The 24,739-nt window shown below is 61.5% G+C and carries 21 protein-coding genes and 2 pseudogenes; 8 read left to right on the top strand and 15 right to left on the bottom strand.

The features are described from left to right. Positions 1–25 precede the first annotated feature (25 nt). The 4 genes from AAEZ05_RS08085 to AAEZ05_RS08100 all read right to left on the bottom strand — a co-directional run bounded on the left by AAEZ05_RS08085 (position 26) and on the right by AAEZ05_RS08100 (position 4,970). Positions 26–883 (bottom strand): efflux RND transporter periplasmic adaptor subunit, encoded by an 858-nt coding sequence (locus AAEZ05_RS08085; RefSeq protein ID WP_045061385.1) that lies wholly within the window; start codon positions 881–883, stop codon positions 26–28. Positions 884–907: 24 nt separating this feature from the next. Then, positions 908–1,108 carry a DUF1656 domain-containing protein gene (locus tag AAEZ05_RS08090; protein WP_045061386.1) on the bottom strand — a complete coding sequence of 67 codons (201 nt, stop codon included), beginning with the start codon at positions 1,106–1,108 and terminating at the stop codon, positions 908–910. Then, entirely contained in the window at positions 1,098–3,290 is a 2,193-nt protein-coding gene (locus tag AAEZ05_RS08095; RefSeq protein ID WP_045061387.1) for an FUSC family protein, read from the bottom strand. The genes AAEZ05_RS08090 and AAEZ05_RS08095 overlap by 11 nt, the downstream gene beginning before the upstream one ends. A 168-nt stretch (positions 3,291–3,458) precedes the next feature. Further along, positions 3,459–4,970, bottom strand: a complete 1,512-nt coding sequence (locus AAEZ05_RS08100; RefSeq protein ID WP_350646897.1) for an efflux transporter outer membrane subunit — start codon at positions 4,968–4,970, stop codon at positions 3,459–3,461. A gap of 259 nt (positions 4,971–5,229) precedes the next feature. Between AAEZ05_RS08100 and AAEZ05_RS08105 the strand changes: the two genes are divergently transcribed. Then, positions 5,230–6,198 (top strand): LysR family transcriptional regulator, encoded by a 969-nt coding sequence (locus AAEZ05_RS08105; protein WP_045061389.1) that lies wholly within the window; start codon positions 5,230–5,232, stop codon positions 6,196–6,198. Positions 6,199–6,274: 76 nt separating this feature from the next. Next, complete coding sequence (locus AAEZ05_RS08110; protein ID WP_045061390.1) at positions 6,275–7,249, top strand: 2-hydroxyacid dehydrogenase; 975 nt, start codon at positions 6,275–6,277, stop codon at positions 7,247–7,249. A 73-nt stretch (positions 7,250–7,322) separates the two neighbouring features. On the opposite strand, the gene AAEZ05_RS08115 is transcribed toward AAEZ05_RS08110, so the two are convergent. Further along, positions 7,323–8,225, bottom strand: a complete 903-nt coding sequence (locus AAEZ05_RS08115) for a DMT family transporter (protein WP_045061391.1) — start codon at positions 8,223–8,225, stop codon at positions 7,323–7,325. A gap of 136 nt (positions 8,226–8,361) precedes the next feature. On the opposite strand from AAEZ05_RS08115, the pseudogene AAEZ05_RS08120 reads away from it, so the two are divergent. Next, positions 8,362–9,234: pseudogene (locus AAEZ05_RS08120) on the top strand (helix-turn-helix domain-containing protein); the annotation flags it as partial. Positions 9,235–9,271: 37 nt separating this feature from the next. Here the strand turns inward: AAEZ05_RS08120 and AAEZ05_RS08125 are convergent. The 8 genes from AAEZ05_RS08125 to AAEZ05_RS08160 all read right to left on the bottom strand — a co-directional run bounded on the left by AAEZ05_RS08125 (position 9,272) and on the right by AAEZ05_RS08160 (position 17,515). Next, the gene (locus AAEZ05_RS08125) at positions 9,272–11,701 is read right to left on the bottom strand and encodes a TonB-dependent siderophore receptor (RefSeq protein ID WP_350646898.1); all 2,430 of its coding nucleotides are present in this window, start codon (positions 11,699–11,701) and stop codon (positions 9,272–9,274) included. 166 nt (positions 11,702–11,867) lie between these two features. Beyond that, positions 11,868–12,857 carry a FecR family protein gene (locus tag AAEZ05_RS08130; protein ID WP_350598993.1) on the bottom strand — a complete coding sequence of 330 codons (990 nt, stop codon included), beginning with the start codon at positions 12,855–12,857 and terminating at the stop codon, positions 11,868–11,870. Next, positions 12,854–13,420 carry an RNA polymerase sigma factor gene (locus tag AAEZ05_RS08135; RefSeq protein WP_350598995.1) on the bottom strand — a complete coding sequence of 189 codons (567 nt, stop codon included), beginning with the start codon at positions 13,418–13,420 and terminating at the stop codon, positions 12,854–12,856. The genes AAEZ05_RS08130 and AAEZ05_RS08135 overlap by 4 nt, the downstream gene beginning before the upstream one ends. 4 nt (positions 13,421–13,424) lie before the next feature. After that, positions 13,425–13,751: a DUF3325 domain-containing protein gene (locus tag AAEZ05_RS08140; RefSeq protein ID WP_350598997.1), complete on the bottom strand. Its 327-nt coding sequence runs from the start codon at positions 13,749–13,751 to the stop codon at positions 13,425–13,427. Then, entirely contained in the window at positions 13,752–15,332 is a 1,581-nt protein-coding gene (locus tag AAEZ05_RS08145; protein WP_350646899.1) for a PepSY-associated TM helix domain-containing protein, read from the bottom strand. Continuing rightward, a complete protein-coding gene (locus AAEZ05_RS08150) occupies positions 15,329–15,634 on the bottom strand; it encodes a DUF3649 domain-containing protein (RefSeq protein WP_205892976.1) in 306 nt (101 codons plus the stop codon). The genes AAEZ05_RS08145 and AAEZ05_RS08150 overlap by 4 nt, the downstream gene beginning before the upstream one ends. A 311-nt stretch (positions 15,635–15,945) precedes the next feature. Next, positions 15,946–16,353, bottom strand: a complete 408-nt coding sequence (locus AAEZ05_RS08155) for an HPF/RaiA family ribosome-associated protein (protein WP_045061399.1) — start codon at positions 16,351–16,353, stop codon at positions 15,946–15,948. 214 nt (positions 16,354–16,567) lie between these two features. After that, on the bottom strand, positions 16,568–17,515 hold the full coding sequence (locus tag AAEZ05_RS08160; protein ID WP_350599002.1) for a LysR substrate-binding domain-containing protein: 948 nt from the start codon (positions 17,513–17,515) through the stop codon (positions 16,568–16,570). A gap of 135 nt (positions 17,516–17,650) precedes the next feature. On the opposite strand from AAEZ05_RS08160, the gene AAEZ05_RS08165 reads away from it, so the two are divergent. From AAEZ05_RS08165 to AAEZ05_RS08175, 3 genes are all read left to right on the top strand, one after another. Then, entirely contained in the window at positions 17,651–19,027 is a 1,377-nt protein-coding gene (locus AAEZ05_RS08165) for an L-serine ammonia-lyase (RefSeq protein WP_205892975.1), read from the top strand. A gap of 63 nt (positions 19,028–19,090) precedes the next feature. Further along, positions 19,091–20,392, top strand: a complete 1,302-nt coding sequence (locus AAEZ05_RS08170; protein WP_350646900.1) for a serine/threonine transporter — start codon at positions 19,091–19,093, stop codon at positions 20,390–20,392. A 283-nt stretch (positions 20,393–20,675) separates the two neighbouring features. Then, positions 20,676–20,993 (top strand): DUF3509 domain-containing protein, encoded by a 318-nt coding sequence (locus tag AAEZ05_RS08175; RefSeq protein ID WP_045061402.1) that lies wholly within the window; start codon positions 20,676–20,678, stop codon positions 20,991–20,993. Here the strand turns inward: AAEZ05_RS08175 and AAEZ05_RS08180 are convergent. Then, positions 20,990–21,490, bottom strand: coding sequence for a phosphate-starvation-inducible protein PsiE (locus AAEZ05_RS08180; RefSeq protein WP_350646901.1), 501 nt, complete (start codon positions 21,488–21,490; stop codon positions 20,990–20,992). The genes AAEZ05_RS08175 and AAEZ05_RS08180 overlap by 4 nt on opposite strands. 765 nt (positions 21,491–22,255) lie before the next feature. Here AAEZ05_RS08180 and AAEZ05_RS08185 point away from each other — a divergent pair. After that, positions 22,256–22,510: pseudogene (locus AAEZ05_RS08185) on the top strand (YebG family protein); the annotation flags it as partial. Between the two features lie 158 nt (positions 22,511–22,668). Here AAEZ05_RS08185 and AAEZ05_RS08190 read toward each other — a convergent pair. Beyond that, positions 22,669–23,688, bottom strand: a complete 1,020-nt coding sequence (locus AAEZ05_RS08190; protein WP_045061405.1) for a Glu/Leu/Phe/Val dehydrogenase family protein — start codon at positions 23,686–23,688, stop codon at positions 22,669–22,671. A gap of 175 nt (positions 23,689–23,863) precedes the next feature. Between AAEZ05_RS08190 and AAEZ05_RS08195 the strand changes: the two genes are divergently transcribed. Then, the gene (locus AAEZ05_RS08195) at positions 23,864–24,667 is read left to right on the top strand and encodes a SirB1 family protein (protein ID WP_205892973.1); all 804 of its coding nucleotides are present in this window, start codon (positions 23,864–23,866) and stop codon (positions 24,665–24,667) included. Positions 24,668–24,739 lie beyond the last annotated feature (72 nt).

Genomic DNA, 24,739 nt, shown 5'->3' on the forward strand with positions numbered 1-24,739 from the left:
AGTCGACCCAGCAATACGTAGCGTTTCAGAGTCCGTTGTTGACGATCACCGTACAGGTAATCCCCGCCGCCAACAGCACCCCCTCCGGTACCTCGTCGATGTGAATCCGTACCGGCACCCGCTGGGCCAGACGTACCCAGTTGAAGGTCGGGTTCACATCGGCGATCAGCTCGCGGCTCTGCGGGTTGTCCCGATCGTAGATGCCGCGGGAAATACTCTCGACATGTCCCTTGAGCACTTCGCCGCTCATCAACTGCATGTCCGCCTTGTCGCCCACCCTTACGTGGGGCAGCTTGGTTTCTTCGAAGAAGCCGTAGACCCAGAACGAGTTCATATCCACCACGGCCATTTTTGCTTCGCCGATGCGCGCATAGTCGCCACGATGCACGTTGAGATTGGTGACATAACCGTCGACTGCAGCACGTACTTCGGTGCGCTTGAGATTCAGTTGCGCCGCTTCCAGTTGCGCCTGGGCGTGCTGGTAATCAGCCAGGGCCGAGTCGGCGATGTTGCTGGCGTCGTCGCGGTTCTCTTTGGAGATCACCAGCGCGTCCATGTCGGCGCGACGATGGGCGTTGACCTTGCGCATTTCCCAGGTCGACTTGCGTGAGGCCACCAGCGCCTGGGCCTGTTTGACCGCGATGCGGTAGTGCTCGGGATCGATCTGCATCAACAGATCGCCTTTGCGAACCAACTGGTTGTCGCGCACCGGCACATCCACCACTTCCCCGGTGACATCGGCGGCAACGTTGATGATGTCCGCGCGCACCCGGCCATCGCGCGTCCAGGGTGTGTCCATGTAATGCACCCACAGGGTCCGGCCGATCCATATTGCAAGCGCCAGCACCAGCAACGTGGCGAGCAGGCTGAAAAGCTTTTTCATCAAGGCATTCTCTAAGGCAGAGAGTCAGTGGTAGACAGTCAGCGCCAAGGCGCCAAACAGACAGGTAAACAGGCTCAGGCGCAGCAACGCCGGGTGCCAGAAAAAACGGTAGAGGTCGAACCCGGACAGGAACCGGTCCAGGGCCCAGGCCAACGCGACGGCGAGGAAGAACATCAGCGTCATGGTCGGCATGTACACGCCGTGGAAGGCAATTTCACGAGGCATGATCAAGTCCTTGGGGCCGGGTGGCGGCATACGCGGCCAATGGCGATTGCGGGTCCAGCAGCGAGGTGCGGATGAAGTGCAGGTAGCTCTTGACCCGACGTAGCGCCGAGGTATCAAAGTGCGGCGCGAAAGGTTCGTCGGTGGCCTGTACGCGACTGATGGCGTGGTCGACGGCGATCAGGCCGCGCTCCAGATTGCTCTGGCTCGGCTGCAGGAACAGGCGCACCAGGGAGCGACCCATCACGCGAATCGCCTGGCGCCACGGCTGGGACTCGGCATAGGCCGGATGCACCGGCAGGATCGCCTGCTCCTTGCGCAACTCGATGATCGCGTGGCCGACTTCCAGCACCACGAACATCCAGCGCAACAAGTCTCGTTGCACCTGAGGCTGACCCGCCGCGAGCCCGTAGGCCTGGTGCAGCAGGTCGCGGGTGCGGCTTTCGAAACTGGAGGCCAGGCCCTTGAGCTTGCCGCTGATGGCGAACACCACCTGGCCGCGCAGGTCCTGCTCCAGCCGGCGCCACAGCCAGCGGCTGTTGGGCGGTAAAATGATCGCCCCGGCGGCCGCGCACACCAGCATGCCCAACACCATGGCGATGTAGTCGTTGATGAAAGTGTAGGGGTTGTAGACCGTGAGGTTATCGGGGACAGATCCAGTGCTGAAGAAGATCAGCAGGCCCAGGCCCACACCGGCATATTGCGGCCGCGACGACAGGAACGAGCCCAGCACGATTACTGGCGCGAGCATCACGCACAGCAACGGGAAACCGTCGATCCAGGGGAAGATGAAAAACATCTCGATGAAACCGATCAGCGCGCCGAGGAGGGTCCCGCAGGCCATTTGAAACGCCATGCGCTTGGGGTTCGCAGTGGCAGCGGACAGGCCAATGGTCGCGGCGGCAATCAGGGTCATGGTCGCCCCGCTCGGCCAGGCCGTGGCCACCCAGTAACTGCCCAGCACCACCAGCACAAACGCCGCGCGAATGCCTGATGCGGCCGCCGCCAGCCAGTTGGTCTGCGGGGTGAACGGCTCGTCCCACTGCTCCCGCGCATGGCGGTGCTCGGCCAGCGAGGCGTGTGTCTGGGCGTACCCGTGCAGGTCGTCGACGAAGCGATACAGCAACTCGTACGCGGTATGAAAATCCAGCTGCTCGGAATCGCTCGGTTCACTCTCCTGGAATGTTGCCCGCAAGCTGCGCACCCGGGCTGGCAAATGCTCCTTGTAGGTCGCCAAAGCCAACGCCAGGCGTGCGGCATCGGGGCTGGTCAGGGCGCGACCGCTGAAGTTGTCGAGCAGTTCGGCCAGGTCCTGCAGGCCCGGGGTGATGGCCGCCACCACGTGATCGGTGCCACTGCTGCGCAGCCGTTCCAGCAACTGATGCAGGGCATTAAATCGGGTGGTGATGCCCATGAACTCGCTGTTCAGGCGATTGAGGCGGCCATTGCGCCGGCGCATGTGCGGGTCCTCGAATACGGTGACACTGCGCAGGCCTTCCAGGCCGACCGCTTCAGCAATAAACCGCACGTTGCTGGCTTCAAACGCGTCCCGCTGGCTGCGGCCGCGCAAGCCATCGGTGACGAACAGGGCAAACACGCCAAAGCGTTGATACAAGGCATTGCGCATTGCCGCACTGGCGGTTTGCGGCAAGATCGCGGCGCTGACCAGGGTGGCGCAGAGAATCCCCAGGGAGATTTCCAGCACCCGCCAGACGGCCGCCATGAAGGCGCCGTCCGGATGGGCCAGCGCCGGCAGGCCGACCATCGCGGCGGTGTAGCCGGCCAGCACAAACCCGTACGCGCGGAAATTGCGGTAACGCGCCGCCCCAGCCGAACAGATGCCGACCCAGATCGCCAGCGAACCCAGGAACAGTTCGGTGTTCTGCCCGAACAGGGCAATCAGTGCGACCATCACCGCCGAACCCGTCAGCGTACCAAGGAAGCGATAGAAGCTCTTGGCGAACACCTGACCACTCTGCGGTTGCATGACGATAAACACGGTAATCATCGCCGTGCGCGGCTGCGGCAGTTCCAGGCGCATCGCCAGCCACAGGGTCAGGAAGGCGGCGAACAGCACTTTAAAGATGTAGACCCAGGTCACGCCATCGCTGCGCGCCCAGTCAAAAAAGCCCCGGCGCCATTCGAGGGAGTACAGCCAGCGCAGCGGTGCGGGCAAGGGTGTCATGGTGTCCTGCTCAATGAAATTTTGTCGGACGCAAGCCCTGCAGGCGACTTGGAACCTGTGGGCGCGAGCCTGCTCGCGATGGCGCTTTGTCAGGCAACACACTCATTGACTGATGCGCCCTCATCGCGAGCAGGCTCACTCCCACAGGGTCTGCCGCAGGTGTGGTGATCAATGGGAGAGGCTCCTGAGCAGGGCCGGGGTTTTCGGCGCCTGGGTCTGGCTGTCTTGCGGCACATCCGCGCCCGCCCCTAACCCGCCGCCCAGTGCTGTCACCAGCTCTGCGTGGGCACTCAGGCGCGCGGCCTGGACCTGCTGCTGCACTTGCTGCTGTTTGAACAGCAACGTCTGGGCATTGAGCACATTGAGGTAATCGGTGAGACCGCGCTGGTAGGCGATCATGGCGATGTCGTAGGTCTTCTGCGCGGCGGCCACGGACTCGGCGGCGAACGTCTGCTGCTTGTCCATGGACTCGCGGCGGATCAACTGGTCCGAGATGTTCTTCAGGGCGTTGACCAGGGTCTGGTTGTAGCGGGCCACGGCGATGTCATAGCCGGCCGATGCTTCACCCAACTGCGCCCGCAACCGACCGCCGTCGAAGATCGGCAACGAGAGCGCCGGACCGACGCTGTAGTTGAGTTTCTTGCCGGTCAGGAACTCCAGTGCCCCACCGCCAGTGGCCATGTAACCGAGGCTGCCGACCAGGTCGACGTTGGGGTAGAAACCCGCATGCGCGACATCGATGCCCCGCGCCTGCGCCGCTACTTGCCAGCGACTGGCAACCACGTCCGGCCGCTGCCCAAGCAACTGCGCCGGCAGCGCCGATGGCAGCTTCAACGCCGCCCCCAAGGACAAGGTCGGCCGCTGCAATTGCGCCCCGTTACCAGGCCCAAAACCTGCCAATGCCGCCAGCTGATTGCGGCTGAGGGCGATCTCCTCGTCCAGCGCGTCGAGTTGGCGATGGGTTTCGGGCAGCGGGGTTTCGGCCTGGCTGACTTCAAAGTGCGTACCGATGCCGGCGTCCAGGCGCTTTTGCGCCAGTTCAAGAATCTGCTGTTGCTGCTGCAGCGTCGCGGCCACGATGTCGCGCTGGGCGTAATGCAGCGACAATTCGATATAGGCGCGCACGACGTTGTTCTGCAATTCGAGCTGAGCCTGCCTGGCCTCGGCGGCGCTCATGTGCGCCAGGTCCACGGCGCGCTCGCTGGCATTGCGCTCGCGGCCCCAGAGGTCGAGGGCGTAGCTGAAGCCCAGCGCGGCGTTGTTGTCCCAGGTCGTGGTATCGGCCAGTTCGCCCGGCCCGTAAAACTGATCGGAAGGCCAGTTGTGGCGCTTGAGGGTCGACTCGGCGTTGATCTGCAGTGACTCGGCGGATTCGGCGATACCCGCCATGGCCCTGGCCTGGCGTACCCGTGCGGCTGCGATGGCCAGGGTCGGGCTGCCCTGCAGGGCCAGGTCGATCCAGTGATTCAACTGAGGGTCGCGGTAGGCCTGCCACCATTGAGCGACAGGCCAGTTGGCGTCCTTTGCAGCGTGTTGGATAGCTTCGTCGGTGGCCAGGGTATTGGCCTGCAGTGCCTCGCCCTGCGGGGCGATGCCTGCGGTGCCGATGCAGCCGCTGATGACCAGGGAAAGGGCGAAAACACTGAACGTCTGAAGCGCTCTGCTGATGCGACGCGGCACTGCGGATATTCCTGAAATAAGGGAGATCCCCGTAGGAGCTGCCGCAGGCTGCGATCTTTTGATCTTGAATCTTAGGATCAAAAGATCGCAGCCTGCGGCAGCTGCTACCAGGGTGGGCGCAATTCTAGAGGCGGGTTTTGTTGGCGATAAGCTGGGATTCTTGTGAATCTTTGTTACCGTTAACGCGATAATCCCTTGGTCGGGGTCTCGGACTCTGAAACGTTGTGTCACAATTTGTCATTCGCCCAGAGAGCACCCCATGGACACTTTGCAAAACATGCGCGCCTTCAGTTACGTGGCCGAGGCTGGCAGCTTCACCGCCGCCGCCGTGCAACTCGACACCACGACGGCCAACGTCTCGCGCGCGGTCTCCAACCTGGAGGCCCACCTGCAAACCCGACTGCTCAACCGCACCACCCGCCGCATCGCGCTCACCGAGGCCGGTAAGCGCTACCTGCTGCGCTGCAAACAGATCCTTGCCTACGTCGAAGCAGCCGAGGCCGAAGCCAGCGACGCGCACGCCCGCCCTGCCGGCCAGCTCAAGGTGCACACCATGACCGGTATCGGTCAGCACTTCGTGATCGACGCCATCGCCCGCTACCGCAAAACCCACCCCGACGTGACCTTCGACCTGACCCTGGCCAACCGCGTGCCAGACCTGCTCGACGAGGGCTACGACGTGTCCATCGTGCTGGCCAGCGAATTGCCAGACTCCGGCTTCGTCTCGCAACGACTGGGCATCACCTACAGCATCGTCTGCGCCTCGCCGGCCTATGTGAAAGCCAATGGCTGTGCGCACAAACCCAGCGACCTGCTGAACCACGCCTGCCTGCGCCTGGTGAGCCCGGTGATACCGCTTGAGAAATGGACGTTCGATGGCCCGGAGGGCCAGGAAATGGTCACCATCAATACCTCGCCGTTCCTGGTGAATTCAGCGGACGCCATGAAAACGGCAATCACCAGCGGCATGGGCGTGGGCGTTCTGCCGGTTTACGCGGCCATTGAAGGCCTGCGCAACGGCACGCTGGTGCGGGTAATGCCCAATTACCGCTCACAGGAACTGAACCTGTATGCGATCTATCCTTCGCGGCAATATCTGGACGCGAAAATCAAGACCTGGGTCGAGTACCTGCGTGGGTCATTGCCGGAAATATTGGCGGCGCATCAGGCGGAATTGGCGGCTTATGAATTGAGCGGCAGCCTGGCCGGTGTCCGGCTGGCGAATTGACTGCCCAGGCTCGCCCGGCACCGGAAAAGAATGTTAGCGTGCTTGGCATTCTCACCGCCCGACGAGCCCTCCACCCATGAAAAAGACCGTACTCGCCTTTAGCCGCATCACGCCACAGATGATCGAAGACCTGAAGCAGGATTTCGACGTCATCGTGCCCAACCCGAAAAACGGCGATATCAACGCCCAATTCAATGAGGCCCTGCCCCACGCCCATGGCTTGATTGGTGTCGGACGCAAGCTCGGGCGTGCGCAGCTGGAGACCGCAGCCAAGCTGCAGGTGGTGTCCAGCGTCTCGGTGGGCTACGACAACTACGATGTGGCGTATTTCAACGAGCGCGGCATCATGCTCACCAATACCCCTGACGTCCTGACCGAGAGCACGGCGGACCTGGCGTTCGCCCTGATCATGAGCAGCGCCCGCCGGGTAGCTGAACTGGATGCCTGGACCAAGGCCGGCCAATGGCAGGCCAGCGTCGGCGCGGCGCTGTTCGGCAGCGATGTGCATGGCAAGACCCTGGGCATCGTCGGCATGGGCAATATCGGCGCCGCGATCGCTCGGCGCGGCCGCCTGGGATTCAACATGCCAATTATCTACAGCGGCAACAGCCGCAAGAGCGACCTGGAACAGGAACTCGGCGCGCAATTTCGCAGCCTCGACCAGTTGCTGGCCGAAGCCGATTTCGTCTGCCTGGTGGTGCCGCTCAGCGAGAAGACCAAACACCTGATCAGCCATCGTGAACTGGGACTGATGAAGCCGGGCGCAATCCTGGTGAACATCTCGCGCGGGCCCGTGGTGGATGAACCGGCACTGATTGAAGCGCTGCAGAACAACCGCATTCGTGGCGCGGGCCTGGACGTCTACGAGAAAGAGCCGCTGAGCGAGTCGCCGTTGTTCCAGTTGAAGAACGCCGTCACCCTGCCGCATATCGGCTCGGCCACCCATGAAACCCGTGAAGCGATGGCCAATCGCGCCATTATTAACCTGCGCAGCGCCCTGCAGGGCGAACGCCCACAAGACCTGGTCAATCCGCAGACCTGGAAAGGCTGATTGTGACCTGGCACGCCTTCACCGGCGTGCCATGTATCTGACAGCAGTGAAAGACTCGTGAAGGCCCTGCTGCTTATGCCAATTTGCCGGCCATGGGTCTGGTCGTCGCGCGAGGCTTACGGAACACCAGCACGTTGCCCAGCATGACCAAAACCAGCCCGACGAGTGCCGGAGCGGTCCACTGATAACCTTCGGCAAATGCCGAAACATTCAGTGCAACCACCGGGAACAATACGGTGCAGTAAGCGGCTCGTTCCGGCCCCATGCGGCCGACCAATGTCAGGTAGGCGGTGAAGCCAATCACCGAACCTGGAATCACCAGATAGAGCAATGAGCCGATGTAACGGCCATTCCACTCCATGTCGAACGGGATGCCCCTGACCAGGCACCAGGCCGACAACATTGCTGCGCCATAAGCCATGCCCCAGGCATTGGTCGTCAGTGGCTTGAGGCCAGCTTTCTGCTGCAGGCTCGACAACATGTTGCCGGCAGAAAAACACAGCGTGCCGCATAGCGCCAACCCCAGGCCCAGCAGGGTTTCCGGGGAGGCGGTGTGGCCCGCAAGCTCTGGCCAGAACAGTAAACCGAGCCCCATCAGGCCCAAAGCACCCCCCATCAAGACGTTACGAGCGATTTTCTGACCGAAGAACACCCGGGCATTCAAGGCGTTCCACAAGGTGGCCGTGGAAAACACCACCGCCACCAGACCGCTGGGGATCCACTGGCTGGCGGTGAGGAAACACATGAAGTTGACGCAGAACAGGCACAGACCCTGCGCCAGGCAAATCAGATGGCCGCGGCGATTCATCACCTGCAGGCGTCGGGTGAGCAGCAACATCACGAACAGCACCAGCGCGGCGAGGCCGAAGCGATAGACGATCGACACCGGGATAGCGACCACGCCCAACTGCCATTTCAAGGCAATCCAGGTGGTGCCCCAGATCAGCACGGTCAGCAAATACAACGAAAGGTTCATGGTCAAAACTCCTGAATAGGAGCTCAGTGTCCTGCGTCGGGTTTCGGCGCACTTGCATAAACTTGCGCTTTTGTCCGGCCACGGGCTGGCAGGTCACGTGCTACGGAGTAGGATGCAAGGCGTTGGAGAATCGATAATGCCCGCACTGGAATCCCTGCAAGTCTTTCAAGCCCTTAACCGTTCGGCCCATGCTCGCCTTGAGCACAGCGCCGAACTCGGTGACGGCATGGCGGCAGCCCTGTGGAACAATCATCACGACGCTCAGGATTACGAAGCGCCCAGTCACCACACCTTGTCCTGCTACATCGGCGGCGGTACCGGCACCTTTCGCCGTGATCAGCCCGGCATCATGGGCGGCCCGGACAAGCTGTGCATCCTGCCTGCCGAACACCCCTCGGCCTGGGTGATCAATGGCGATATCCGCCTGGCTCATGTGTATTTCAGCCCTGAGCAGTTTGCCCTCGGTTGCGTCACCCTGCTCGACCGCGAACCTCGCGAATTGCTCCTGCGCGAGCACACCTTTCTCGACGACCCGATCCAGGTCCGGCGCTTTCGCCAGTTGATCGCGCTCAACTGGGACGAGCCTGGCGAACGCCTGCTAACCAGCAGCCTGGCCCACGAGATGCTCAGTCACGTATTGCTTGGCCAGGTGGGCAAGCGCGAAGGATTGCGGCTCAAGGGCGGACTGGCGGCGCATCAGCGGCGGCAACTGGTCGAATTCATCGACAGTCAGCTGGCCGAGCCCATCAGCCTGGGGCAACTGGCCGGATTGTGCGCGTTGTCGGAGTATCACTTTGCGCGGATGTTTCGCCAGAGCTTTGGCTTGCCGCCGCACCAGTATGTGCTGGCGCGGCGCTTGCGTCGGGCGCAGGACCTGTTGCGCACAAGCGCACAGCCCCTGGGGGAGATTGCACTGGCGTGCGGGTTTTCCAGTGCCAGTCATTTCACCAACCGGTTTCGCCAGGCGTTGGGGGGAACACCTGGGGATTATCGGCAGGCTTTTTTACGCCAGGCTTGGGGGGTTGGCGCCTGTGCTGCCGCCTTCGTCAGAACTCCAGCGTACTCGACAGCGTCACCTGCCGCGAATCCCCCATCGAAACGAAGAACCGGCTCGCCGCCGAGGTGTAGTACGTGCGATCAAACAGGTTCTTCACGTTGAGCTGGAACTTGACCGTCTGCCCCTCGACCTTGGTGTCATAGGTGGCAAACGCATCCGCCACCGTGTAGCTGGGCAGGTCAAAATCATTCACCGCGTTGCCCGCCCTCTCGCCGACGTAACGTGCGCCGGCGCCCACCCGCAACTGGTCACCTCCGACTATATTGCCGAAGTCATACACCGCCGACAGCGAGCCGCTGTTCTTCGCCACATTCTGCAGTTTCTTACCCTTGTAGGTCGGGTCTTCAGTGACCTCGGCGTCGGTGTACGCGTAACTGCCAATCATGCTCCAGCGGTCACTGAGCTGGCCGCTCAGATCCATTTCCAGGCCACGGGATCGTACTTCGCCAGCAGCGCTGTAGAGGGTCACCGGCCCTTCGGAATTGGCGACCAGCACATTGCGCTTCTTGATGTCGAACAACGCGATGTTGCCGGTGACGCGCCCTGGCAGATCCAGCTTGGCGCCGACCTCCCATGACTTGGCCTCTTCGGGGGCGATGCTGCCATCGAGCACCGTGCTGCTGCCGCTCAGCGGCGCAATGGTCGAGTTGGGCTTGAACGATTCGGTGTAGCTGCCATAAAACGACAGGGCATCGGTGTAGCGGTACACCAGGCCGGCGCGGGGCACCCATTTCTGGCCGTTGCTGTCGGTGTTGGCCTGGAACGGCACGCCTTTGCCGGCGTACTGGTCGTACGCCTGGAATCGCGCGCCACCGACCAGAATCCACTGCTCGTTCAAGTGAATCGAGTCCTGCAGGAACATCGAATCGCTGCGCAGCAGGTCGGTCTGTGCGCTGTCCGCCGGGCTGACTGTGGTGCCTTCCACTTCGCGGCCGTACACCGGATTGATGTAGCTGAAGGTGCCCAGGCTTTTCTGGCGGATCAGGTCGGCGCGGTAGATCTTGCGGTACTCGTCGTCGATCCCGAACACCAGGTCATGCTGCATGCCTGCCACATCGACGCGCCCCTCCACGCTGGCCGTGGCGAAGCGATCGGTGCTGATCGCGTTGTGCGTGCCGTCCATGCTGCGGGTCAGCGTGCCGTTAGTGGTATTGATGGCCGTGACGCGGACCTGGCTGGCGTCGTAGGTCTCGCGGTTCCAGCTGTAGCCCAAGTGCGCGCTCCAGTTGTCATTGAGCTGGTGATCGGCCTCGAAATGATAGAGATCCGACCGGCCTTCCATGTCGTTGAACGGCTCGTCCAGGCGACGCCCGCGGGAGATGTCCAGCGGATGATTGTCCCGGGGATCGATGACCGTGCCGCGGTCGAACGGGGTGAGAAATTCCCGGTGTTCATAGGCGAACAACAACGTGGTGTTGTCACCGAACCATGCCAGCGACGGCGCTACCAGGGTCTCGCGCTGCACTCCGTAATTGCGCCAGTAATCCTCGTCATCGTGGTCCAGCACCATGCGGTACGCGAACCCGGAATCACCCAGGGCACCGGTGCTGTCGAGGCCGCCGCCGCTGCCGTTCTTGCCGTTGCCGTAGGTCGAGCCGCGCAGGTTCAGGGCGTTGTATTGCTCAAGCTCGGGCTTCTTGCTGACCATGTTGACGACACCGCCGGGGTCTTGAATCCCGTACAGCAGCGAAGACGGGCCCTTGAGCACTTCGACCCGGTCCACCGTGGCGTTGAGGCCCCTGCCCTGTATCACCGGCATGCCATCGCGCATGATCGAGCCATTGCGGTTATCGCCGAAGCCGCGGGTCATCACCGAGTCCTGGGTGCTACCCAGCGTGTTGCCTTGGGTGATGCCGCTGACGTTGGCGAGTGCATCATCCAGATTGCGCGGTGCCTGATCGCGGACGACCTGGGCCGGGATCACGTTGACGGTCTGCGGGATTTCCTGGAGCAACGCCTGCGAGCGCATCACCGAACTGGTGGGCGGCGGCTGATAGCTGGTGGATTGATCCAGCACCGAGGTGATGGTCGTCGCGCCGAGGTTCACAGCGCCCTGGGTGGGCAGCGGCTCCAGCGCGAGGGTATGAGCATCCGTTCGACGGAAGGTGAAGCCCGAGCCGCCCAGCAAACGCTGCAATGCCTGCTCGGCACTCATCTGCCCGCTGACCGCCGGGGCGCTGATACCGTAGGGCGCTTCGTCGGTGTAGACCACGCTCAGGCCGGTGATCCGGCTGAAGTCGGCCAGGGCCTGAGGCAACGGTTTGGCGGGCAGGGCGAAAGTGAACTGGGAATGTTGCTGGGTTGCCCCGGCGTCAGCGCCCAAGGCAACGCCCGACGGCAGCAAGGCCGACGCCGTCAAGCCCAGTGCAGATGCACCCAACCAATGTTTGACCGAAACCAATTTTGCCCTGGACTTCATTGCTCATGACCTGTGTAGAACCGCAACGGATGCGAATGACTCGCAGTTTCAGTCACTACACGGATGGCGCGGGGTTTTACCTCACCTTGATTTTTGAAATATTTCTAGAAGATCAAAAGATCGTCCGAACGCGGCCCGAGCCTTCGGACGATCTTTTGATCTTGCTCTACCGCAAAATAATCAGATGCCCGAACACCTGGGTCTGCTCAAACCCCAACACCCCCTGCAATGAACTCAACACCGCCTGCGGATCCTTGCTTGGGAAGCTGCCGCTGACCCGGCGTGCCGCCAGTTCATCGTTCAGTAACAGGATCCGCCCCGGGTAATAGCGTCCAAGGTCTTTCACCACATCCGCCAGTGGCGCCCTGTAGTAATTGAGCCAGCCCTGGCGCCAGGCCAGTTGCGCTTCACTGTCCACACCATGGAGTGTCTGCGCTGCGCCGGCGCCGTAAGTCAGCTGCTGGCCCGCGCCGACAATCTGCTGCGCAGCCTGCCTGTGCGCCGTGACACCGACGCGCCCCGACAGCACCGTCACCTGAGCGCCAACGGGTTGCAGGCGTACCTCGAACTGCGTGCCCAATACCCGCGCCTGGCCTTGTTCGGCGTCGACGACAAAAGGCTCGCCGGTGTGAACGACACTGAAAAAACCGGCGCCGCGACGCAAATGCACGTGCCGTTCACCACCAGTGAAATCCACCGCGATGGCGCTGTCTGCATCGAGCGTCACCTGGGACTGATCAGCCAGCGTCACCGTGCGGATCTCCCCCGGAGCCGACACATAGTCCGCCCCCAGGTCATCCAGCCAGCGCATCGGCTGCCACCCGGCGCCCATGCCGACCATCAACAAAAGACAAGCCGCCACTGCCAAGCCACCGGCCCAGCGCCGCACAGGGTACTGGCCGGAACGACTCATCGCATCGAGGTAACCCTGCAAGGCAAGCGCATCTTCGGCGGCCAGGGTGCGTGCCGGTGCTTCGCTCAGTTCCCACACCACTTGGGCCTGGGCATAGGCCTCCGCGTGGGCGGGATCGGCTTGCAGCCAGTGACTGAAGGTCACTTGGTCGCCACTGCTGGGATGGTCATGCAACAGGCTCAGCCAGGCGTAGGCGGCCTGCTCCTGAGCCGGCGTGGGAATGATACGTTCAGCGTGGTTCACGGTGCTTTCCCTGGCGTGCGCGGTTCGGTGTCCCGCAAGCTTGCCTTGCAGGCGTCGAGGGCGCGCATCATATGTTTTTCCACGGCACTCTGGGACAGGCCCATGGCCTTGGCGATCTGCGCATATTTGCGCCCATGGAGGCGATTGAGCAGAAAAATCTGCCGCGTGCGCTCGGGCAATGCGCGCAACGCTGCCTCGACGTGGCGCAAATCATTGCCGGCTTCCAGCGCCGCCTCGGGCTCGCTGCCATGGCTGTCCGGCTGTTCCGGCAACCAACACTCGTTGCTGCGCACCCGCGCGCCTTCGCTGCGCAAATGGTCGATGGCAATGTTGCCGGCACAACGCAGCAGGTAGGTACTCAGTTCCTCGACCTGCACCAATGGCCGCCGCCAGAAACGCAGGAACAAGTCCTGCACCAGATCGGCGGCCGTCGCCCGACAGCCCACCCGCCGGCTTACCAATGCCTCCATTTGCGAGCGCTGGGACAGGAACACTTGCAGGAAATGCGCGCGTCCCCCGCCTTGATGTTCGTCTTCACCGGATTCGGGCGGGAGGCCGATCATCGAGTCATGACTGCGCGAGTACGGCAACAGGGCTGGCGAGCAGACTCAGGCCTGCGAGCGCCAGCACCAGGCGGGGGCGGTGCGGCAACAAAAGCACCAGCAACAAGGCGCTGAGCATCAGTACTGCAAACCATTCGACCAGGCCCAGGCCCCAACCGATCCGGCTCACCAGCACCCATGGCGAAACAGCCAGCAGTGACCAGCCGGCCAGCTTCAGGAGCTTGCGGCGACCCGCCGTGGGCCTGTGACCAAGCAGTTCGGCGTGATGCCGGTCCATCGACAGACACAACGCGGTAAAACCGCTGTAGCAGAGCAACAGGGCCAGCAGCATTCAGTTCGCCTCTCGCTTGAGGGTGACGGCAGGTACACGCTGGCGGGTAGTGGTTGCAACCCGGCCGCTGCGGCGCATTTTCCATGCGGCCCAGGCCAGGAACAGGCCGCTACCCAGGCACGCCAGGTCAAATCCGGCCATCGCCCAATCACCTTGGGTCAGGGACGCTACGAGGTGATGCGAGGTGGTCAGCGCATTGAGCAGTGGAATGCCGCAGAACAGCAGCGCAGCCAGAATCAGTTGCTCAACCCAGGCGGTGCGCCCGGGGCGGGTCCCGGCATGAATCACACTCAAGCCCCACAGGATAAAGAAGCTGTTGATCTCCCAGTCCGCTCGGCCAGTCATTTGCACTGGCAGCAGGCGGTTGGCCCAGAAGAACGCCGCCACCGCGACCGTCAGCCCGGCCATGCTGGCAATGTTCAGGACTTCCACCAGCCGCAACTCGAACGGCATCACGCCACTCTTTGCATGCTTGAGTTGGCGCTTGCCTAGCCAGATCACCAGCCCGGTGCCAATCACCGCCGTGCTCGCCAGGCCGCAGATAAAGTACAGCCAACGCAATAACGGGCCGGCAAAACGGCCCATATGCAAGCCGTAGAAACTCCCCGCGACAGCCATCGCCGCCGGTTGCTCAGGCGTGGCACTGAGCAGTTGGCCGGTCACACCATTGAAGGTCACGGCACTGCTCACATCGTGCACTACCCGATCGGCACCGTCTCGCACCAGCACTACCGAGGCATTGGCATCTCCCGGATTATTCACCGTCAAGCGCGCCACACGCCCTCCGGCCCACTGCTCCCGCGCCCGCTCCAGCAGTGGCGCCATTGGTGCCAACTGACCGGGGGTACCGGCGAGTTCCGGCGTGCTGGAGGCAGGAAAGACCTCATCGTAGAACGCCCGCACATCACCTTTATAGGAAGCGAGAATGCTCGCCGGCATGACCATCGCCATGAAAATCACCAGGCTGCTATAGCTGATCATCAGGTGAAAAGGCAGCAACAGCACACCCACGGCGTTGTGGCCATCCAGCCACGAACGCTGGCCCTTGCGCGGGCGGAAGGTGAAGAAGTCCTTGAAGATTTTCTTGTGGGTGATGATCCCGGTGATCAAGCCGACGAACATCACCATGGCCGCGATCGTCGACAACCAGCGGCCCCACGGATGGGGCATCTGCAGCTGGAAATGGAAGCGATAGAAGAAGTCGCCGCCACGGGTCTCCCGCTCCTGCACTTCTGTGCCGGTTTGGGGGTCGAGGCTTTTTTCACTGAACTGGCCACGCTCACCGCGCTTGGCGGGCGACTGTTGCCAGCGCACCGTCAGTGCCGGTTGACGAGCGCTCGGCAGGTCGATCAGCCAGCGCGAAGCTCCCGGTGCGTGCTCCTGCAGGTAGTGCTGGGCAAGATCGAGGCTGTGTTGCGACGAGACCGAACGCGCCGGAATCTCCGGCTGCATCCAGTGACTGATCTCGTCGTTGAAGTAAGCGAGTGTGCCGGTGAGGAAAATCGCGAACAGCAGCCAGCCGAAGAGCAACCCGGTCCACGTATGGACCCAGGCCATGGCCTGACGAAAGCCTTCCTTCATGCTCGCCCCATCCAGTAAGCCACACCGGAAACTGCCGCCAGCACCAGGGCTGGAACAATCAAGCCGTACCAGGCCTGCCACGCACTGCGGCAGGCAAAGCACCACAGCACGGCGCACAGGTACACCAGAAACGAGATCATCATCCCGGTCACCACCGCTTCGGCGCGCGGCATCGGCAGCCAAAGGGTCACGCTGACACTGGCCAATGCGGCGACCACATAGCCACCCACCACGGCGGCAAGCACCCGCGAAGTGACCGCCAGTCGATAGGAAACGGGGAGCGCTCTGGTTTTGACTTTCATGTTTCGGCCTTGAAACAATGGAGCTGCGCGATCATCACGCGGCTAAGCAGGCGCCAATAATAATGATAAATATTCTCATACGCAAAAGAGTTCGATGAGACTTGAGTCTGCTGTGTGCTTCTGTAGGAGCGAGCTTGCTCGCGAAAAACCTGAGAACGACACGGGATTACAGATCCCTCACCTTATCGCTAACGCCCGGACCGCCCCCGAAGCAAGCTCACTCTCAGAAATGTCCGCGCCCCACCCAAATAAAAACGGGCCTGCATATGCAGGCCCGTTTGTCGTTGGCTGGAAAAAGATCACATCAGGCGTCAGCCGTTTTGCGCAGCCTGTTCGTTCTCGAGAAACTCGTCTTCGAGCAGTGCATCAGCCTGAACCCTTTCGAACGGCACGATCGCGGCGCGTGGTTTGCCCCGCAGTTTGCCGAACAGGTGCTCGAGCGCATGTTCGAGTTTTTCCGCCGCACCATCGATGGCTTGCTCCAGGGTGTCGGCTTTGTGGGTTACGGAAATCGGTTGATGGCCTTTTGGCCGCGCTTCCAGCTGGCAGCGCATATCGTGGGGACCGGGCTTGTCGCCGTTCTCGTCCCGCAGATGAACCTCGACACGGGTCAGGTCCTCTTCATAACGTTCGAGCGTGCTCTCAATGGTAGTACGTACCCACTCCTCCAGTCGGATGCTGCTTTGAATATGGTTATCACTGTTGACTTGGATTTGCATAGTTCATCCCTTATTTCAGCTAGCTCGCGAGAGGCCTTCAGGCTAGCCCTTGGGCGTCATCACCGTGACCTCTTACTTACACAATCAGGCTGGCGGAAGAACATTTCAACCCCTAAAAAAAGATAAATATCTATTCGCAAAAAAAGCCGGACAACCGCCAAAAGCACTGTTAAGGTCGGGAGTTGGGTAGCCAGGCTCCAGCCCCCCAGGCCGCTCACATCTGCCGCTCGCCCAGCGGGTGCAGGCTTCGAAAGACCCCCGCCTCTTCCACCAGCCAGTCATGTACCGCCCGCACGCCCGGGTGACTCAGCGCCCCAGGCGCATAGAGCAGCACGTAGCGTTTATGGTTGGGCACCGCCAGACCAAACGGCACGATCAAGGTGCCGCGTTCCAGTTCGTCATTGAGCAAGGTACGCCGCGCGATCGCCACGCCCATGCCGGCAATCGCCGCTTCGATGGTCAGGTGGTTGCGGTTGAAGGTATGCCCGCGCCGCACGTCTGCGCCTTCAAAGCCGATGGCGTTGAGGTAGAACTCCCATTCCGCGTATTCATAGCTGCCGCGCCAGGCGGTGATGTCGTGCAGCAGCGGAAAGTGCAGCAGGTCCGCCGGGCCGTGCAGCGGCGGGCGGCCGCGCAACAGGCCTGGGGCACAGACCGGGAAAATCTGCTCGTCCAGCAGGGTTGTGGATAACAACCCTGGGTAGCTGCCGTCGTTAAGGTCGATCGCCAGGTCGAAGTCGCCTTCGTGCAACGGCACGCTGCTGTCCTCGGCCACCAGCCGCAGCTGAATATCCGGAAAGCGCTGCTGCAAACGCGGCAGCCGAGGCGTCAGCCATTTGCTGAGGAACGATGGAATCGAACGCACCCGCAGGATTGCGCTGATCATTCCGGCGTCCAGTCGTCGCAATTCAGCATCAATGCTGCCGTACGCTTCGTTCACGGTAATGGCCAATCGCTGGCCTTCTGCGCTCAATTCAACGCCCCGGGCACGTCGATGAAACAGCCGGAATCCGAGGCGCTCTTCCAGTTGCCGAATCTGCTGGCTGACTGCACCCGGCGTGATATGCAGCTCTTCGGCACATCGGGTAAACGACAGGTGCCGCGCGGCACAGGAAAATACGTGCAACCAGACGTAAGTCTGAGCATGCAATTGACGACTCATCGTTTAGTCCTGCTAAAGGCTTGAGTAGGAAATTTCGTTGGTCTTGTAGGACCGACGTGGGCAGTATCGCCGACATTGCGCTTGTCCTACAAAAATGGCAGCGATTTCTCTTCCATTGCTTGTATAGGCTTTAGCATGGCTATCAGTGTATTTGATCTCTTCAAAGTCGGCATCGGCCCGTCCAGCTCCCACACCGTCGGTCCCATGCGCGCTGCGGCAACCTTCGCCCAGAGCCTGCAGGACCAGAATCTGCTCGACGCCGTTCGTCGTGTGCAAATTCGCCTCTATGGCTCCCTGTCGGCCACCGGCGTCGGCCATGCCACCGACCGCGCGTGCGTGATGGGGCTGATGGGCGAGTGGCCAGACAGCATCGACCCGAACTGCATCGAAGACCGGATCAACACACTGTTGAAAACCCGCGAGCTGAAGCTGGCCGGGAAAACCACCATAGCCTTCGACTGGCAAACCGACCTGCTGCTGCTCGACGAGAGCCTGCCTTACCACCCCAACGCGATGTCCCTGACCGCCTTCGGCGAAACCGGCGAACTGGCCGAGCAGACGTATTACTCGATAGGCGGCGGTTTCATCATCGAGGCGGCCGAGGCCGAGTCGGGCATCGCACCGTCCAGCGACGTCGTATTGCCTTACGACTTCTCCAGCGCCGCCGAATTGCTCAAGCTGTGTAACCAGAACGGCCTGCGGGTTTCCGAGCTGATGATGGCCAACGAACTGGCCTGGCGCAGCGAAGCCGAGATTCGCCAGGGCCTGCTGCATATCTGGTCGGTGATGCGCGAATGCGTCGAGCAGGGCCTGCGTCACGAGGGCATCCTGCCGGGCGGCCTGAACGTGCCACGTCGGGCGGCGAAATTGCACCGTGCCCTGCTGGAAATCGGCAAGCCCAATGTCATCACTTCCACGCTGTCCGCCATGGAGTGGGTCAACCTGTTCGCCCTCGCCGTCAACGAAGAGAACGCTGCCGGCGGGCGCATGGTCACGGCGCCGACCAATGGCGCGGCGGGGATCATCCCGGCGGTGCTGCACTACTACATGAAATTCAATCCGGACGCGTCCGATGACGACGTGGTCGCCTTTTTTCTCGGCGCGGCCGCGGTAGGCATTCTGTGCAAGAAAAATGCGTCCATCTCCGGTGCCGAAGTCGGCTGTCAGGGAGAGGTCGGATCTGCCTGCGCCATGGCGGCTGCCGGCTTGGCGGACGTGCTGGGCGCGACGCCGGAGCAACTGGAGAACGCGGCCGAAATCGGTCTGGAACACAACCTTGGCCTGACCTGCGACCCGGTGGGCGGACTGGTTCAGGTGCCCTGCATCGAACGCAACGCGATCGCCGCCGTCAAGGCGATCAATGCCACGCAAATGGCGCTGCGCGGTGATGGCAAACACTTCATTTCACTCGACCGGGTCATCCGCACCATGCGCGATACCGGCGCCGACATGCACGACAAATACAAAGAGACTTCACGGGGCGGCCTGGCCGTGAGCTGGGTGGAGTGCTGAGGAGCATTCCCTGACCGCCCGTACCACGTGAGCCCGAGCAAGAACAATAACGAGGCCAATACGATGACCGATGTACGTACACCTGCTGCCGAAAATCCTGCTGTAGAAGTAACACGCGACACCGCGACAGCCAGCAAAGGCTGGAGCAAACATGACACCACCTGGATGCTCGGCCTCTACGGCACGGCGATCGGCGCTGGCACCCTGTTCCTGCCGATCAACGCCGGAGTCGGTGGTTTCTGGCCCCTGCTGATCCTCGCCGTGCTGGCGTTCCCGATGACCTTCTTCGCACACCGTGGCCTGACCCGCTTCGTGCTGTCCGGTCGCTCTGGTGACATCACCGAAGTGGTAGAGGAACACTTCGGCATTGGTGCCGGCAAGCTGATCACCTTGCTGTACTTCTTCGCGATTTTCCCGATTCTGCTGGTGTACAGCGTCGCGCTGACCAACACCCTGAGCAGCTTCATGGAACACCAGCTGCACATCGCCCCGCCGCCGCGCGCCATCCTGTCGCTAGGGTTGATCCTAGGCCTGATGGCCATCGTTCGCTGCGGACAGGGCGTGATCGTCAAATGCATGAGCGTGCTGGTCTACCCTTTCGTCGCCGCATTGCTGCTGCTCGGTATCAGCCTGATTCCGAACTGGAACGGCGCGTTCTTCGCCACCGCCAGTGAAGGCATGCCGATGCCGCTGTTCTTCCAGACCCTGTGGCTGGCAATCCCGGTGATGGTGTTCTCGTTCAACCATTCGCCGATCATCTCGGCCTTCGCGGTGGATCAGAAACAGCGCTACGGCGAACAGGCCGAAGCCAAGAGCAGCGGCATTCTCGCCATTGCTCACGCAATGATGGTCGTGACAGTGATGTTCTTCTGCTTCAGCTGCGTGCTGGCGCTGTCCCCGGCTGACCTGGCGGCGGCGAAGGCACAGAACATCTCGATCCTGTCTTACCTGGCCAATCACTTCCAGACGCCAGTGATCGCTTACGCGGCGCCATTGATTGCCTTGGTGGCGATCACCAAATCCTTCCTCGGCCATTACATCGGCGCCAGCGAAGGTTTCCAGGGCCTGATCGTGAAGAGCCTGCGCGGCCGTGGCAAGGTCATGTCCGCCAGCTGGCTGAACCGCGCGACAGCAGTGTTCATGATCCTCAGCTGCTGGGCAGTGGCGACGTTCAATCCGAGCATCCTGGGCATGATCGAGACACTCGGCGGCCCCATCATCGCGTGCCTGCTGTTCCTGATGCCGATGTACGCCATCCGCCGCGTACCGGCATTACGCCAGTATTCGGGCCAGGTTTCGAATGTGTTCGTGGTGTTGATCGGCTTGATTGCACTGTCTGCGATCATCTTTTCATTCCTGCCCTGAATCGGGCGGAAATCGCCTGAGGCTGCAGGTGCGCGCTTGCTCCGGGCGGCGATCAAGGATGATCGTCAACGCGGGGGAAAGCTTGCAGCCCGCGCCGTTCTCGGGTTCTTCGCGAGCAAGCTCGCTCCTACACGGTTGTGCTTTTGTTCGACAATCTTTCCGGCATGCCGCTTGCTACGTTCCCCGAGAGAGATCGCGAGCGGCCAGCCGATGGTCCGGTAACGCGAACCAACCCGATCATGGTCGGTCAACAACTGCACGTTCAATCAGGCGGTGACGCATCATGGACAATCCTTTTCAGCTCATTACCGATGCCTTCGCGCCGGATTACCAGATCAACCTGAGCATTCAGGGGCTCGACGGCAGCATCATGCTGACGCTGTCCAACAGTGGTCGCGTGGTGGCCAAACGGATGATCAGTGCCGAACAGCGCAATGATCCCAAGCGCCTCAAGCGCCTGGTGCAAAGCATTCAGTTCGGCATCGCCATAGAGCAGGGCCACAGTGCCGTGGCCATTCTCGAAGCGATGACTGACGGCGACAACCGGACGCTGCCACCGCCACCAGCCAAGGGCTTGCCGCGTCCGGCGATCGGGCTTTAAAGCTCGCCCTTTTCCACTTCGGGATGCTCGCTGGAAGCCGCGCCGACCTTGCGCTGCGGGTGCTCGATCTTCACCGAAGGGAATTGCGAGGAGGCGTACCGCACCACCAGAATCGCGAACGCCAGCAGCAGGATGCCGCCGCACAGGTAGATGATGCCGATATCCGGTGGGTTGTGATGCGACACGTTGGAAATCAGCAGGCGAGTCAGTGCGGTGATGGCCACGTAGATCAGGAAGCGTACCGGCATGTGGTTGGTCTTGAAGTAGATCCCGACCATGGCGCCCAATTCCAGGTAGATGAACAGCAGCAGGATGTCATCGATCTTGATGTGTCCCTTGTCCAGCATTCCCAAAAATTCCATCACCGCCGCCCAGGCGGTTACTGCTCCAATGGCGAACAGTGCCAGGTAGTGGAAGCTTTCGACGAACAGGTTACCCAGGGATTCGGCCAGTTGGTGCACGTTCTGCCGCAGTTTCTCGGCCCAGTTGATTTTCACGGTGGTTCTTCCTTAGGTCGGTTTGACCGGATGATGCGGTTTTGACGTGACGGTTGTTTGTCATGCAGAAAAAAGGCCAGGGGTGAGAGGTGAGATGTTGGCTGGGGGATTTGAGGCACTTTGGGCGTCGGAACGCCGCCCGGGCAATGTGTGTATATCCGTTTCTGGGTAACGGCGGCTTATGGTTCCGCCCTTACGGCGGGTTACTTTGAAAAGCGCAAAGTAACCAAACGCTTTTGCCCCACCACTCGGCACCTCGCCTAGGCTCGGTGTGCCCTCACTCCGGCATTGCTCCGCGGGGCGCCGCGATGGGCCATCCCTGGCCCAGCGCGGCTAAACCGGCATCCTTGCCGGTTTCCCCGCTGCGCAATGCCTGCGTTCGGCCAGCGTGGTTAACGGGGCGCCTGCAATCCACAGCTCGCCGTGGCGGCCTTCGGGCCGACCAAGGTATCAACCCGGCGCGCTGCGCTTGTCTGGTCGTGCACCGTTCCAAATTGAAATGAAGACTTGTAGAGGGATCTCAGGCAAAGGTAACCCTGGGGGAGATGATCACGTGGGAGCAAAGCTTGCTCGCGATGGCGATTTGGCATTCAACACTGATGAGGACTGGTATCTCAGAGACCTCCCAATAGCCCACCCCCAGCCAAAACGCAGCTACAGTGAAATGTCACTACCCAAATCGGCAGGATTCGCTTATCCTTTTAGCTGTATATAAACACAGTGGTCGAATACGACAACTTAATGTGAAGGCATGTGAGGTGGTGAATGGCCGTCGAAGTGGTATACCGCAGCAGCCGAGATCTGGAGCGCTTGTTCATGGATAAAGCCGAAGCTGACCGTCATGACAAAATGCTCGAACTCGCCGAATTGCTGGCTGAAGTGTTGCAAAAAGCCGTTCCGTCCCTGACCGAACAGCAAGTGGAAGAAGCCGGGATCTACATGGCGAAGAACCGCGACGTGTTCGCCAAGGCCTTCAAGAGCCAACCGGACGCCCTGTCCGAACTGTTGAGCGCGCCTGCCGAAGTGGTTGCCCCCGTTGAAGTAGCGCAAGAACCTGAAGCGGTTGAACCCGATGCCCCCGCCAAACCTGCAAAGGCGGCAAAAGCACCAAAGTAAACAGCGCCCGAATTGAACAGGCCCTGAGTCCAGCGACTCAGGGCCTTTTTCATGCCTGGGCATCAGCGATACAACACCCGCTCCGCCAGCTCATCCGCCACCCGCGCAGGGGAACGCTTTTCCGCCTGGGCATGGGCGAACACCTCGGTAAGACGGGAGCTGATTTTCGACAGGTGCGCGGTGATGGTGGTCAGCTCTTCACCACGGTGCTTGAGCGAGACGTAGATCAAACCGCCGGCATTGATCACATAATCGGGGGCGTACAAAATCCCCCGCCGCTCAAGCAAGTCGGCGACTTCGACATGGGTCAGCTGATTGTTCGCCGAGCCCGCCACCGCCGAGCAGCGCAATTGCGACACGCTGTTGCTGTTAAGGACGCCGCCCAGGCCGCATGGCGCGAGGATATCGCAGGGCGTACTGAGCAATGCATCGTTGGCGATTGGATGAGCGCCCAGTTGCTCCATCGCAAGCTGGACCTTGCCGTGGTCAATGTCGCTCACCAGCAGTTCAGCGCCGGCCGCATGCAGCTGTTCCGCCAACGCGTAACCCACATTGCCCAACCCCTGGATTGCCACGCGCAGGCCTTCAAGGTTATCGCTGCCCAGGCGTGCCATTGCCGTGCTGCGAATACCGGCAAACACCCCCATTGCAGCATGTGGCGCGGGATCACCGGCCGAGGTGGTGCTGGTGACATGCTGGGTCTGTTGGGCGATGCAATCCATGTCAGCTACCGAAGTGCCGCTGTCGATAGCGGTGATGTAGCGCCCGTCGAGCTGGTCGACGCAACGACCGAACGCTTCAAACAGCGCGGCGCGGCTTTCCACGTGCATCGGCCGGATGATCACGGCGACTCCGCCACCTTGGGCCAGGCCGGCAAGCGCCGCTTTGTAGCTCATGCCCCGGGCCAGGCGCACAGCGTCCTCGACGGCGGATTCGTCGTCAGGATAGGCAAGGTATCGACATCCGCCAAGGGCCGGGCCCAGACGGCTGTCATGAATGGCAATGACCGCCTTCAACCCGGTGACCGGGTCGACGCTCAGATGCAGCGATTCAAGGCGATTGCTTTGCATGAGAGCGAACATCGTAAGGCTCCCGAAAATCACTTCTTGTAGTCGCCAGTATAGGCTCGCGCCTGAATTTTGCTGAAGCGCGCCGGAATAAGCAGCGCTGCGGCTCAGGCATTCGGACATAACCTTGCGGGGCACTGGACGAATGAGGGAGACGGGGCTAAAACGAGGCATGTCCCGGGAGATTTTGATGACGCCCCGCCAATGCTTCTTCGAGTGCCTGCAACGATCACCGCCCGCGCTGTTCGAAGCGGCGCTGTGGATCTGTGTCGAGCATGACCAGAAGCTGAACGTCGAATCCCTAATGGCTGAGTTCAGGGATCTGCAGCAACGGGTTAGCCATGGTTTGCCAATGTTGCCTGTGAGCGAGTTGGCGCAACCGTTGCTGCGCCGCATGAATGACCTGGGGTTTGCCCAGGACGACTTCACGCCGCTGCGTCCGCAGGCGGCATTGCTGGACAAGGTGCTGACACGCCGACGCGGACAACCCCTGGCGCTGGGCTTGATCGCGCTTGAGCTGGCCCGGCGCCTGGAAATACCGATGGTCGGGGTCAATTTCCCGGGGCATTTTCTATTGCGGGTTCCGGGCGCCGACCACCTGCTTGATCCTTGCGGCGGGCGGCGTCTGTACCCGAATGATTGCCGGGAGTTGCTGCATCGCCAGTACGGTCCGAACATGAAGCTGAGCGCCGAGCATCTGGTCACCGCCGAACCGTTGCAGATGCTGCAACGCCTGTCCCGCAACCTGCGCCAACTGCATCTGGCTCACGATGATTATATCGGTGCCCTGATCGACGCCGAGCGGGTACTGGAACTGGGCAACGCCAGCGCCGCCGACTACCTGGCCCGGGCGAGCCTGTATCAAAGACTGGACTGTCCCAACGCCGAACGCTTCGACCTGGAGCATGCATTGATGCTCAGCGAAGATCCGATCCAGCGGATTCGCCTGACCGAACGGCTGGGGCACTTGCCGCCGAACACCATTGTCCACTGACACCCAATCCTGTGGGAGTAAAGCTTGCTCGCGATGGCGTCGTGTCAGTAGACATTGATGTTGAATGACACC

This window comes from Pseudomonas sp. HY13-MNA-CIBAN-0226, assembly GCF_040310305.1.
Lineage (GTDB): Bacteria > Pseudomonadota > Gammaproteobacteria > Pseudomonadales > Pseudomonadaceae > Aquipseudomonas > Aquipseudomonas gregormendelii.

Coding starts and splice junctions, on each gene's coding strand:
- AAEZ05_RS08085 (WP_045061385.1), bottom strand. CDS start 883: ATGAAAAAGCTTTTCAGCCTGCTCGCCACGTTGCTGGTGCTGGCGCTT.
- AAEZ05_RS08090 (WP_045061386.1), bottom strand. CDS start 1,108: ATGCCTCGTGAAATTGCCTTCCACGGCGTGTACATGCCGACCATGACG.
- AAEZ05_RS08095 (WP_045061387.1), bottom strand. CDS start 3,290: ATGACACCCTTGCCCGCACCGCTGCGCTGGCTGTACTCCCTCGAATGG.
- AAEZ05_RS08105 (WP_045061389.1), top strand. CDS start 5,230: ATGGACACTTTGCAAAACATGCGCGCCTTCAGTTACGTGGCCGAGGCT.
- AAEZ05_RS08110 (WP_045061390.1), top strand. CDS start 6,275: ATGAAAAAGACCGTACTCGCCTTTAGCCGCATCACGCCACAGATGATC.
- AAEZ05_RS08115 (WP_045061391.1), bottom strand. CDS start 8,225: ATGAACCTTTCGTTGTATTTGCTGACCGTGCTGATCTGGGGCACCACC.
- AAEZ05_RS08125 (WP_350646898.1), bottom strand. CDS start 11,701: ATGAAGTCCAGGGCAAAATTGGTTTCGGTCAAACATTGGTTGGGTGCA.
- AAEZ05_RS08135 (WP_350598995.1), bottom strand. CDS start 13,420: ATGATCGGCCTCCCGCCCGAATCCGGTGAAGACGAACATCAAGGCGGG.
- AAEZ05_RS08140 (WP_350598997.1), bottom strand. CDS start 13,751: ATGCTGCTGGCCCTGTTGCTCTGCTACAGCGGTTTTACCGCGTTGTGT.
- AAEZ05_RS08145 (WP_350646899.1), bottom strand. CDS start 15,332: ATGAAGGAAGGCTTTCGTCAGGCCATGGCCTGGGTCCATACGTGGACC.
- AAEZ05_RS08150 (WP_205892976.1), bottom strand. CDS start 15,634: ATGAAAGTCAAAACCAGAGCGCTCCCCGTTTCCTATCGACTGGCGGTC.
- AAEZ05_RS08155 (WP_045061399.1), bottom strand. CDS start 16,353: ATGCAAATCCAAGTCAACAGTGATAACCATATTCAAAGCAGCATCCGA.
- AAEZ05_RS08160 (WP_350599002.1), bottom strand. CDS start 17,515: ATGAGTCGTCAATTGCATGCTCAGACTTACGTCTGGTTGCACGTATTT.
- AAEZ05_RS08165 (WP_205892975.1), top strand. CDS start 17,651: ATGGCTATCAGTGTATTTGATCTCTTCAAAGTCGGCATCGGCCCGTCC.
- AAEZ05_RS08170 (WP_350646900.1), top strand. CDS start 19,091: ATGACCGATGTACGTACACCTGCTGCCGAAAATCCTGCTGTAGAAGTA.
- AAEZ05_RS08175 (WP_045061402.1), top strand. CDS start 20,676: ATGGACAATCCTTTTCAGCTCATTACCGATGCCTTCGCGCCGGATTAC.
- AAEZ05_RS08190 (WP_045061405.1), bottom strand. CDS start 23,688: ATGTTCGCTCTCATGCAAAGCAATCGCCTTGAATCGCTGCATCTGAGC.
- AAEZ05_RS08195 (WP_205892973.1), top strand. CDS start 23,864: ATGACGCCCCGCCAATGCTTCTTCGAGTGCCTGCAACGATCACCGCCC.